The sequence below is a fragment of the Streptomyces hirsutus genome (assembly GCF_001418415.1).
In the GTDB taxonomy this organism is placed as follows: Bacteria; Actinomycetota; Actinomycetes; order Streptomycetales; family Streptomycetaceae; genus Streptomyces; species Streptomyces hirsutus.
Map to the genome: position 1 here is coordinate 1 of NZ_LIQT01000490.1, position 9,288 is coordinate 9,288.

Here is a 9,288-nt window from a genome sequence, read left to right on the forward strand (position 1 = left end):
GTGCCCGAACGAGAGGGCGCTGCAGACCGCGAACATCACGACCATGAGGAGCGTGACGAAACCGCCGACCTCGGCGATCCGGAAGCCCTGGTAGGCGATGCGCAGAACAAAGCAGGCGGCGGCCGCGGCGGCGAGCGAGCCGACGGCGACGCCGATACGGCGGGCCGCGTAGCCGCTGTCGTGGTCGACCCAGGTCGTGCCGAAGAAGCGGATGGGCTCGGGGCGGGGGCCGACGGGGGTTCCCGGGGAGCCCGCGGGGTGGTCGTCCGGGGTGCCGTTCTCTGCGCTCACGCTTCGATTATGGCTCCGGCGCCCCCGCGGGCTCCGAGCGGGATCGGCCGCGATCACCCGGTCCCGGGCGGGATCACCCGGGATCGGGCGGGATCACCCGGGATCAGCCGCAGCGCGGGGCCACGTAGCCGTCGCTGCCGGTCTTCACGTAGGCGTCCGAGACGTACTGGCCGCTGGCGATGTTGCACCAGATGTTCGACGTGCCGTACGGCCCGGCGACAGTCGTGCCCGGACTCTGGCAGAAGATCGGCACCTGCGCGCCCAGGGGCAGGGTGCGGACGATGGCGTAGTTCGTGCCCGGACCGCTGCGGACGTTGAGCCGGTGGCCCGGCGCGACCGGGTAGTACTGCACGGCCGCCGCGACGGCCGGCTCCGCCGCCCCGGCACCCTCTGCTTCTCCGACTTGGTCAACTGCCATGGAAAACTCCCCCGTTATGATCCCATGCCTGTCATGGGGCCCCGTTCATACCCCGCAATCCCGTCACGCACACATGTACGCTGTTTGAACACCAGCCCCGGCATGCCGCCTCGGTCCCGTACATCTCATCGACTAGGGTCTGTGCGGCGCGCACGCGGACGAACAGCACGGGGGTGGTCCCATGGCGCCACAGCGGAACGTCGGAGCGGGCGCGGAAGCGGAACTTCCCGAATACGCCGGTCACTACCGTCTCGAGTCACGCCTCGGCTCCGGCGGAATGGGCGTGGTGCATCTGGCCCGGAGTACGTCCGGGCTGAAGCTCGCGGTGAAGGTCGTGCACGCCGAGTTCGCGCGGGACCGCGAGTTCAGGGGACGTTTCCGGCAGGAGGTCGCGGCGGCGCGACGGGTGAGCGGTGCCTTCACCGCGCCGGTCGTCGACGCCGACCCGGAGGCCGAACGCCCCTGGATGGCCACGCTGTTCATCCCCGGCCCAACGCTCGCCCAGCATGTAAAGCGGAACGGCCCCATGCCATCACCCCACTTGCGCAGGCTGATGGCCGGACTGGCTGAGGGACTGCGGGACATCCACCGGGTCGGGGTCGTGCACCGCGACCTGAAGCCCAGCAACGTGCTGCTCGCCGGGGACGGGCCGAAGGTCATCGATTTCGGCATCTCTCGGCCAAAGGACAGCGAACTGCGGACCGAGACCGGAAAATTGATCGGTACCCCGCCCTTCATGGCACCCGAGCAGTTCCGGCGTCCCCGTGAAGTGGGGCCCTCCGCCGACATCTTCGCGCTCGGCTCGCTCCTGGTGCACGCCGCCACCGGGCGCGGGCCGTTCGACTCCGACAGCCCGTACGTCGTCGCCTACCAGGTGGTGCACGACGAGCCCGATCTGACCGGCGTACCGGACGGGCTCGCCCCTCTGGTGCTGCGCTGCCTGGCCAAGGAACCCGAGGACCGGCCCTCCCCCGACGAGTTGATGCGGGAACTGCGGTCCGTCGCGGCCTCCTACGACACCCAGGCCTTCATGTCCCAAGCCTTCCTTTCCCAGACCTTCATACCGGCACAGCGAACGGAGCCGGAAGCGGAGGCGGAAACGGACCCGGAGGCGGGGGCTGAGGCGGAAACGGGAACCACCTCCGCGGGCGCCACACCCGGCCACCAGGGGAGGTCCGACACCGGGGGCGGGGCCGGCGTCGAGCCCGCGAACCGGACCGGAGCCGGGCCTGCGGCCGGACTCGTTGCCGGAGCCGCTCCCGAATCCGAACCCGGTCCCGGGCACCGCTCCGGCCCGACGGCGGCCCGGCGTTCCGCGCGGCCACCCCTCAGCAAGCGGGCACTGCTCGGGGGCGGGGCGCTCGCCCTCGCCGTGTTCGGCACGCTCTTCTCCGTCCAGTTGTTCGGCGACGAGCCCTCGGCGCGGCAGGCCCCCGTCGGCACACAGAGCACCCCGGACGCGTTCCGGGCGTGGGAGGCGGCGCCGTCGGGCAAGCCGGGCAGCCCGCAGTGCTCGTACGGGGCCGATCTACTGGTGTGCGCCCAGGCGGAGTCGGTGTTCGCCCTCGACCCCGACGACGGCGGCCTGCTGTGGCGGCACACCGCCGCGGGGACGGCGGCGAGCGGACCGCCGGTCGTGTCGGGCGGACTCGTGCAGCCCGCGCCGAAGCTGGACAGCGGCCTGGAGGCCCTCGACCCGGCCTCGGGGAAGCCGCGGTGGCGGCAGGAGACCGCCGAACACAACGGCCTCACCGGTGCCGGGAACGTGTTGCTGCTCACCGGCGCCGACGGCACGGTCACCGGTGTGGACAGCACCTCCGGCGACGCGTTGTGGAGCGGGCGGGTGCCGGGGCACGACACCCTGTACTTCCGCACGTTCACGGGGGACCCGCTGGCCTACGTGGCGAGCACGTCGGACGACGGTTCCAGCACGCAGGTCACGGCGGTCGATCCGCGGTCCGGCGCGGTGCGGTGGGACGCCCGGCTGGAGGGGATGCTGACTCCGGTCGGCAGCACGGGCGAAGCACTCGTACTCGCTTCCGCCGACCCGGTCTATGACACCACGCAGGCCCTGGTCCGCTACACACCGGACAACGGGGAGACGCGCCGGGTGACGCTGCCCGTGCCGCTGGCCCAAGCTCAGGGCACCTTGCACGGGGACGTCGCCTACCTGACGGGCGTCGGCGGCAGGCTGGTGGCCGTCGACATGGCCGCACTGCGGCAGCGGTGGAGCCTGGAGACCGGGATCGCCCGCTCGTCCACGCCGGTCGCGGACGAGCGGCACGTCTACTTCACGGCGCCGGACGGCCGGCTGCTTGCCGTGGACGCGCGCGAGGGACGGCTAGCCGGGCAGACGGCGCCCCGGATGGGTGACACCCCCGACCGCGTGGCCGCCACCCTGCCGAATCCGGTGATCGCCGACGGCCACGTCTACGCCGGCGCTCCCGATGGCACGGTCTTCGCCGTGGACGGCCGTGACCCGGCCGACTGGTAGGACCCACGGAACCCATGGGCCCGTTGGTCGCGCGGGCGTCGGGCGGTTCAGCCCAGCTTCGACACGTCCCGCACCGCGCCCTTGTCGGCGCTCGTGGCCATCGCCGCGTACGCCTTCAGCGCCGCCGAGACCTTGCGCTCACGGTTCTTCGGGGCGTACGCACCGTCCAGTGCCTGCTCGCGGCGGGCCAGCTCGGCCTCGTCGACCAGCAGCTCGACCGAGCGGTTCGGGATGTCGATGCGGATGCGGTCACCCTCCTCGACCAGGGCGATGGTGCCGCCCGAGGCCGCCTCCGGGGAGGCGTGGCCGATGGAGAGACCGGAGGTGCCGCCGGAGAAGCGGCCGTCGGTGATCAGGGCGCAGGCCTTTCCGAGGCCGCGGCTCTTCAGGTACGACGTCGGGTAGAGCATCTCCTGCATGCCGGGGCCGCCCTTGGGGCCCTCGTAGCGGATGACGACGACGTCACCCTCCTTGACCTGCTTGGTGAGGATCTTCTCGACGGCCTCCTCCTGCGACTCGCAGACGACCGCCGGGCCCTCGAAGGTCCAGATCGACTCGTCGACACCGGCCGTCTTGACGACGCAGCCGTCCACGGCGAGGTTGCCGCGCAGCACCGCCAGGCCGCCGTCCTTGGAGTAGGCGTGCTCGGCGGAGCGGATGCAGCCGCCCTCGGCGTCCTCGTCGAGGGTGTCCCAGCGCTCGGACTGGGAGAAGGCCTCGGCGGAGCGCACGCAGCCGGGAGCCGCGTGCCACATCTCCACGGCCTCCGGGGACGGGGAGCCGCCGCGGATGTCCCAGGTCTTCAGCCAGTCGGCCAGGGTCGGGCTGTGGACGGAGTACACGTCCTCGTTGAGCAGGCCCGCGCGGTGCAGTTCGCCGAGCAGGGCGGGGATGCCGCCCGCGCGGTGCACGTCCTCCATGTAGTACGTGCGGTCCTTGGCGACGTTCGGCGCGACCTTCGCCAGGCAGGGCACGCGGCGCGAGAGGGCGTCGATCTCGGTCAGGCCGAAGGGGACCTCCGCCTCCTGGGCGGCGGCCAGCAGGTGCAGGATCGTGTTGGTGGAGCCGCCCATGGCGATGTCCAGCGTCATCGCGTTCTCGAAGGCGGCGACGGTGGCGATGGAGCGGGGCAGGACCGTGTCGTCGTCCTGCTCGTAGTAGCGGCGGGTGATGTCCATGACCGTGCGGGCGGCGTCCTCGTAGAGCGCCTTGCGGGCCGTGTGGGTGGCCAGGACCGAGCCATTGCCCGGGAGGGACAGGCCGATGGCCTCGGTGAGGCAGTTCATCGAGTTGGCGGTGAACATGCCGGAACAGGAGCCGCAGGTCGGACAGGCGTTCTCCTCGATACGGAGGACGTCGGCGTCGGAGATCTTGTCGTTGGCGGCGTCGACCATCGCGTCGACCAGGTCCAGCGTGCGGACCGTGCCGTCGACCAGCGTCGCCCGACCGGACTCCATCGGACCGCCGGAGACGAAGACAGTCGGGATGTTCAGCCGCAGGGCGGCGTTGAGCATGCCCGGGGTGATCTTGTCGCAGTTGGAGATGCAGATCAGGGCGTCCGCGCAGTGGGCCTCGACCATGTACTCCACGCTGTCCGCGATCAGGTCGCGGGAGGGCAGGGAGTACAGCATGCCGCCGTGGCCCATCGCGATGCCGTCGTCGACGGCGATGGTGTTGAACTCGCGCGGGATGCCGCCGGCCGCGACGACCGCCTCGCTGACGATCCGGCCGACCGGCGCGAGGTGGGTGTGGCCGGGGACGAACTCCGTGAAACTGTTGGCCACGGCGATGATCGGCTTCCGGCCGATGTCCGCACCCGGTACACCGGAGGCTCGCATCAGGGCGCGTGCACCCGCCATGTTGCGGCCGTGGGTGACTGTGCGGGACCTCAGCTCGGGCATCGTCGCTCGCTCCTTCAGACCTTCTCGGGGTGCGGGGTCAGAGATTCCTGACTGTCGTCGAGCGTACGCCCGTCATCCAGTGGGCGGGACGGGGCGTCCGCGATGCGGGATACGTATCTCAGTGCGGGAGCGGTACGGAGACCGTGGTACGCGCGGGGGCGCGGCGCTTCAGCGGCCGGTGAGGTGGCCCTGGACCACCGGCGCCACCCGCTCGACGATCTGCTCGACGTCCGCCGAGGCCAGCGGTTCGACCTTGATCACGTACCGGACCATCGCGATCCCGACCAGCTGTGCCGCGGCGAGCTCGGCGCGCAGTTCGGCGTCCGGCAGGTCGAGCCGCCCGGCGATACGGCGCAGCAGCTGGCCCGCGACCAGGCGGCGGAAGACGCCGGCGGCGGTCTCGTTGTTCACGGCGGACCGGATGATCGCGAGCAGCGGGGTCCGGGTCACCGGGTTCTCCCAGAGGCCGAGGATCATCCGGGTCATCCGCTCGCCGACCTCCTCCAACGGAGCGTCGAGGACGGCTTGCCGGCCCTTGAGCACCGGGGCGAAGGCGACCTCGACGGCCGCCTCGAACACCTGCTCCTTGGTGCCGAAGTAGTGGTGCACCAGTGCGGAGTCGACCCCGGCCGACTTGGCGATGCCCCGTACGGATGTCTTGTCGTACCCGCGTTCGGAGAACTCCTCGCGGGCGGCGTCCAGGATGCGGTCCCGGGTGTCGGCCGACTCCGTGCGCGGGGGCCGGCCACGGCGTCGGGGAGCGGCGCCGGGGCGGTCGGGCGGCGTGTCCGGGGCGGTGGCGGACGTGTCCGGGACCGACTCGGCCGGGCCGCCGGACTCCCTGCCGGGACCGCCGGGAGACTCCTCCGGGCTACCGGGTGCGGTGACGCCGGTCATCGGCGAGGTGCCCGCAGCGCCGAGGTCGCCGTCGAGGACCCGAGGGCCCCGGACCTCGCCGACGCCAGGTGCAGGCGGGTGAACGCCAGCGCCTCCGCCAGGTCGGCCTCGCGCTCGGCGCCGGACATGGCACGGCGGGTGTTGACCTCGATGACGACATGGCCGTCGAAGCCGTTGAGGGCCAGGCGCTCCAGCACCTCGGCGCAGGGCTGGTCGCCGCGGCCGGGCACGAGGTGCTCGTCCTTGGCCGAGCCCCGGCCGTCGGCGAGGTGGACGTGACCGAGGCGGTCGCCCATGCGGTCGAGCATCCCGAGGGCGTCGGTGCGGGCGGTCGAGGCGTGGCTGAGGTCGATCGTGAAGTGGCGGTAGTCGTCCTTGGTGACGTCCCAGTCGGGGGCGTAGGCGAGCATCTCGCGGTCGCGGTAGCGCCACGGGTACATGTTCTCGACGGCGAACCGCACATCCGTCTCGTCCGCCATCCGCCAGATTCCGTCGACGAAGTCGCGGGCGTACTGGCGCTGCCAGCGGAACGGCGGATGAACGACGACCGTGGCGGCACCGAGCTTCTCGGCGGCGGTACGGGCCCGCTGGAGCTTGGTCCAGGGGTCGGTGGACCACACGCGCTGCGTGATGAGCAGGCAGGGGGCGTGCACGGCCAGGATGGGGATGCGGTGGTAGTCGCTGAGGCGGCGCAGCGCCTCGATGTCCTGGCTGACCGGATCGGTCCACACCATGACCTCGACACCGTCGTACCCGAGGCGCGCGGCGATCTCGAAGGCCGTCGCCGTCGACTCCGGATAGACGGAGGCCGTCGACAGAGCGACCTTCGCATCCGGGATGCGCACCGCTGGATCTGCCACGAGGGACAGCGTACGGGGTGTGTTCGACGGGTGGGACGCGGACGACGGGCTTCGGCCGGAGGCGTCCGCCGCGGCCACGAGCACATGACCGCAGCACACGGGGCACTTTTCGTCCGTCCGGCGGCCCCGCGGTCCGGAGGCCGCCGTGTGAGCGAGCTAACCGGACGGCGGCCGTACGGTTCCGGCCCGTCGAAGCCCGCGCGGTCCCGGCTCACCCACCCACGCGCGGTCCGGCTCGTAGGCCCGCGCGGTCCGGCTCATCGATCCCCACGCGGTCCGGCTCATCGATCCCCGCGCGGTGGCCCGTCGATCCCCGCGCGGTGGCCCGTCGATCCCCGCGTGGTGGGCGGTCGCGTCACGCGCGGTGGGGGCGCGTCACGTGGTGCGCGGCTACGCGGGCCCCATGTGGTCCAGGCGGCGCAGGATGACGCCCTCGCGCAGCGCCCAGGGACAGATCTCCAGGGACTCCACCCCGAAGAGGTCCATCGCGGCCTCCGCGACCAGCGCCCCGGCGACCAGCTGGCCGGCGCGCGACTCGGAGACACCGGGCAGCGCGGCGCGCTCGGTGGTGGTCATCCCGGACAGCCTCGACACCCATCCCTCCAGCGACTGGCCCTTCAGCTCACGCGGGACGTACGGGCCCTCGGTGGAGCGGGCGGCGCCCGCGATGCGGGCGAGTTGCTTGAAGGTCTTGGAGGTGGCCACCACGTGGTCGGGCGGACCGAGACGGCTGAATTCGCCGACCGTACGGCCGATCTCCGCGCGGACGTGCCGGCGCAGTGCCCGCACGTCGTCCGGTGCCGGCGGGTCGCCGGGCAGCCAGGTGCCGGTGAGGCGGCCGGCGCCCAGCGGCAGCGACACCGCGGCGTCGGGCTCCTCGTCGATGCCGAAGGCTATCTCCAGGGAACCCCCGCCGATGTCGATGACCAGCAGCTTTCCCGCCGACCAGCCGAACCAGCGGCGGGCGGCGAGGAAGGTCAGCCGGGCCTCCTCGGCACCGGTGAGGACCTGGAGTTCGACTCCGGTCTCCGCCCGCACACGCTCGAGGACCTCGCCCGCGTTGCGGGCGTCGCGCACCGCCGAGGTCGCGAACGGCAGCAACTCCTCGACACCCTTGTCCTCGGCGGCCTGGAGCGCCCCGTGAACGACCTGGATCACCTGGTCCGTCCCACCGGGTCCGATCGCTCCGTCGGCGTCCAGCAGCTCGGCCAGACGCAGCTCCGCCTTGTGCGAGTGCGCGGGCAGTGGGCATGCCCCGGGGTGCGCGTCGACCACCAGCAGATGCACCGTGTTCGAACCCACGTCGAGGACACCGAGTCTCATGTACGGCACGCTACTGCGCGCGACGCGGACAAAAGCCCGCTCCGCCGCAGTAGGTCCGGTACAGGACAACGATCCGGGCGACTTACCCTGGACGAGTGCCAAAGACGAAAAAGGCGAAGGCTGAAAAGGCGGACAAAATGACCAAGCAGGCCAAGAAGGCCAAACCGGTCGACGGTCCGTCGCAGGTGCCGCCGAACGACGAGAAGGGCCTCGACTTCGCTCGGGCGTGGGTGGAGTTCCCCGATCCGGCGGACGAGGAGCAGGTGTTCCGCTGCGATCTGACATGGCTGACCTCTCGCTGGAACTGTGTCTTCGGCAGCGGTTGCCAGGGCATCCAGGCGGGCCGCGCGGACGACGGGTGCTGCACCCTGGGGGCGCATTTCTCGGACAAGGACGACGAGAAGCGGGTCGCGGGCCATGTGGCGAGGCTGACGCCGGACATCTGGCAGAACCACGACGAGGGCATCCGGAACGGCTGGGTCTCCGAGGACGAGGACGGCGACCGTCAGACCCGCCCCTTCCAGGGCTCGTGCATCTTCCAGAACCGGCCGGGCTTCGCCGGCGGCATGGGCTGCTCGCTGCACATCCTCGCCGTGCGGGAGGGCCGCGAGCCGCTGGAGACCAAGCCGGACGTGTGCTGGCAGCTGCCGGTCCGGCGGACCTACGACTGGATCGACCGGCCCGACGACACGCGCGTGCTGCAGGTGTCGATCGGTGAGTACGACCGCCGGGGCTGGGGTCCGGGCGGCCACGACCTGCACTGGTGGTGCACGTCGGCGACCTCGGCGCACGGCGCGGGCGACCCCGTGTACGTGTCCTACCGGGCGGAGCTGACCGAGCTGATGGGCAAGGCCGGTTACGACCGGCTGGCCGAGCTGTGCGAGGAGCGGCTCGCCTCGCAGCTCCCGCTGCTGGCACCGCATCCGGCGGATCCCGCCTGATCCGCCTCCCCGGTGCGGGACACACGGGTCACCGGTTTCGGGTCACGGCGGTCACGGCGGTCACGAAGCGGACGGGCTCAGGGCGCTGCGGATGTCATCGCCGATGTCACCGCCGCCCTTCTCGGCGGGCGGGGACGCCGGGTCCGTCGGCCGGGCGGGGGCT

The 9,288-nt window shown here is 71.9% G+C and carries 7 protein-coding genes and 1 pseudogene; 2 read left to right on the forward strand and 6 right to left on the reverse strand.

Annotation, left to right across the window (positions count from 1 at the left end; translation table 11 throughout):
• Nucleotides 1-291: pseudogene (locus tag AOK11_RS32000) on the reverse strand (EamA/RhaT family transporter); the annotation flags it as partial.
• Between the two features lie 103 nt (nt 292-394).
• Nucleotides 395-709, reverse strand: a complete 315-nt coding sequence (locus AOK11_RS32005; RefSeq protein WP_055597190.1) for an SH3 domain-containing protein — start codon at nt 707-709, stop codon at nt 395-397.
• Nucleotides 710-890: 181 nt separating this feature from the next.
• On the opposite strand from AOK11_RS32005, the gene AOK11_RS32010 reads away from it, so the two are divergent.
• Nucleotides 891-3,203 (forward strand): serine/threonine-protein kinase, encoded by a 2,313-nt coding sequence (locus AOK11_RS32010; RefSeq protein WP_055597191.1) that lies wholly within the window; start codon nt 891-893, stop codon nt 3,201-3,203.
• A gap of 47 nt (nt 3,204-3,250) precedes the next feature.
• Here the strand turns inward: AOK11_RS32010 and ilvD are convergent, their stop codons facing one another.
• The 4 genes from ilvD to AOK11_RS32030 form a co-directional block, all read right to left on the reverse strand.
• A complete protein-coding gene (gene ilvD, locus AOK11_RS32015; protein ID WP_055597192.1) occupies nt 3,251-5,104 on the reverse strand; it encodes a dihydroxy-acid dehydratase in 1,854 nt (617 codons plus the stop codon).
• Between the two features lie 168 nt (nt 5,105-5,272).
• Complete coding sequence (locus tag AOK11_RS32020; RefSeq protein WP_079035220.1) at nt 5,273-6,001, reverse strand: TetR/AcrR family transcriptional regulator; 729 nt, start codon at nt 5,999-6,001, stop codon at nt 5,273-5,275.
• Entirely contained in the window at nt 5,998-6,861 is an 864-nt protein-coding gene (locus tag AOK11_RS32025) for a sugar phosphate isomerase/epimerase family protein (protein ID WP_055597194.1), read from the reverse strand. Before AOK11_RS32025 ends, AOK11_RS32020 begins: the two co-directional genes overlap by 4 nt.
• Nucleotides 6,862-7,251: 390 nt before the next feature.
• Nucleotides 7,252-8,184: a Ppx/GppA family phosphatase gene (locus tag AOK11_RS32030; protein WP_055597195.1), complete on the reverse strand. Its 933-nt coding sequence runs from the start codon at nt 8,182-8,184 to the stop codon at nt 7,252-7,254.
• Nucleotides 8,185-8,279: 95 nt separating this feature from the next.
• Between AOK11_RS32030 and AOK11_RS32035 the strand changes: the two genes are divergently transcribed.
• A complete protein-coding gene (locus AOK11_RS32035; RefSeq protein ID WP_055597193.1) occupies nt 8,280-9,125 on the forward strand; it encodes a DUF3109 family protein in 846 nt (281 codons plus the stop codon).
• Nucleotides 9,126-9,288 lie beyond the last annotated feature (163 nt).